Origin of the sequence: Paenarthrobacter sp. Z7-10 (genome assembly GCF_026932795.1) — a bacterium.
In the GTDB taxonomy this organism is placed as follows: domain Bacteria; phylum Actinomycetota; class Actinomycetes; order Actinomycetales; family Micrococcaceae; genus Arthrobacter_M.
Genome location: NZ_JADPVH010000122.1, coordinates 1 through 1,578 on the forward strand (window position 1 = coordinate 1; position 1,578 = coordinate 1,578).

General features: G+C 64.5%; 2 protein-coding genes. One reads left to right on the forward strand and one right to left on the reverse strand.

Features of this window, described 5'->3' with window-relative positions; translation table 11 throughout:
• A partial coding sequence (locus tag IV498_RS18685) for a helix-turn-helix domain-containing protein (RefSeq protein WP_269048574.1) occupies window positions 1-532 on the reverse strand: 532 nt, incomplete at its 3' end.
• A gap of 591 nt (window positions 533-1,123) precedes the next feature.
• On the opposite strand from IV498_RS18685, the gene IV498_RS18690 reads away from it, so the two are divergent.
• Window positions 1,124-1,552 carry a hypothetical protein gene (locus IV498_RS18690; RefSeq protein ID WP_269048575.1) on the forward strand — a complete coding sequence of 143 codons (429 nt, stop codon included), beginning with the start codon at window positions 1,124-1,126 and terminating at the stop codon, window positions 1,550-1,552.
• Window positions 1,553-1,578: the final 26 nt, after the last annotated feature.

Sequence of the window (1,578 nt, forward strand, 5' to 3'; positions counted from 1 at the left end):
CGATGCTTACCACCACCGCGTTTTCCGGCGGTGACATATACAGGCCCACCACGTCCCGGAGCTTGGCTTCCAGGGCCGGGTCGGTGGAGAACTTGAACGTCTCAATCCGGTGCGGCTGGATCTTCCAACGGCGCCAGATCCGTGCGACAGAGGAAAAGGAAATTCCGTGGCGTCCTGCCATGATGCGGGCGGACCAGTGCGAGATCCCCAGCTCCTGGGGCGGGTTGCCGTCATTGGTCAGGGTATCGGCGATCACCGCAAGTTCGTCGATTTCCCGCTCCCGGCCCGGACGCTGGACATCGGAGAGGGCCTCAATCCCGCCCTCGGCATAGCGGTTGCGCCACTTCAAAACCGTGGGCGCGGAAAACCCGGTGATCTTCTCGATCTGGAAGTTCGGCATCCCCTCAGCGGCCAGCAGGACCGTGCGGGCACGCAGTGCCACCGTCGCGCTGGCCGCTTTCCCACGAGTCAGCGGTTCCAAGGCCTCACGGTCCCCGCCGCGCAGTTCCAACGCCTTTGCCAAATAAACCATGACTCCAGTCTGCCAACAAAGCAGACCCAAAAGAATCAACAACACGCTACACTAGTTGGCGGCACCGACGCACCGGTCCCAATCGTCCAGACACCATCGGGACAATTAGGACGGAAAAGTTCGGCTGCTTCTGGGGTGTCAGAGGTAGCGGTGGTGTTCCGCGAGGTCCTCACGTTCTCATGAGACCTGGTGCTCGCCAGCTCGCACCGGTTGTCGGGCGTCCGCTGCGCGGCCGGCTGTTGGGGCCGGGTCGGGCTCCGCAGGCTCCGCCCGGCCCAACCCCTGTTTTCTAAGTCTTCGACGTTTTTTGGTTGCTGTCCTTCGGATTCTACGTGGCCGCTCCACCCTGTCCAGCCCCTCCTTCGTCGGGGCCTGCGGGCCGGTGAAACGTGCTACGGCGCTCCTGCGTCGCTTATTTCCTCCCCACGTTTCCCCGCCCCTTGCCCTGACGGGTGGACAGCCCTCCGTCGGCCACAGCTCCACGCTGTTTCGCCAGCAACCAAAAAACAACGGGGGGGAAAGAGACAGGGCAGCTGGCCCGGTTACACCGCCCACTCACCCCCGTCCTTCGCACAAGGAAAGAGAACAACCATGAATGCATTGCGCACCGCGACTGTGACTACCGCCGACACGAAGGAGGTCATCGAGGCCCTGCCCGTCCTGGGCAACTGGTACAACGGCGACGGGTACGACTGGATGGGCCGCGTCGAGGCCCGCGGCTGGCATGTCATCTCCGGCTGGGGCTGTGACGGCTGGGACCTGGGCAGCTGGCCCTACATCATGATTGCCGGAATCCGGACCCGTGACGCGGCGGGGGAGCTGTGGGGCATGGCCAGCTACTGCGAGGGCGACGTCACCACCGCGTGGCACCGCACCCGGCAGGCCCACTGGGAAGAGATCAGCCGACATGCCCACTTCCACTGGCAAAGCGGACAGTCAGAGGGCCCGGCGACGCTCCCGGCAACAGCGGAAAAGATGCCCCCTGAATGGAAACGCCCCTACGGCGAACCCATCAGGTAGAGCACAGGCCGCCGGGGGCGACCCCG

What these genes read in the sequence shown, in the direction of transcription:
- IV498_RS18690 (WP_269048575.1), top strand. Translation starts at nt 1,124, where the DNA reads ATGAATGCATTGCGCACCGCGACTGTGACTACCGCCGACACGAAGGAG.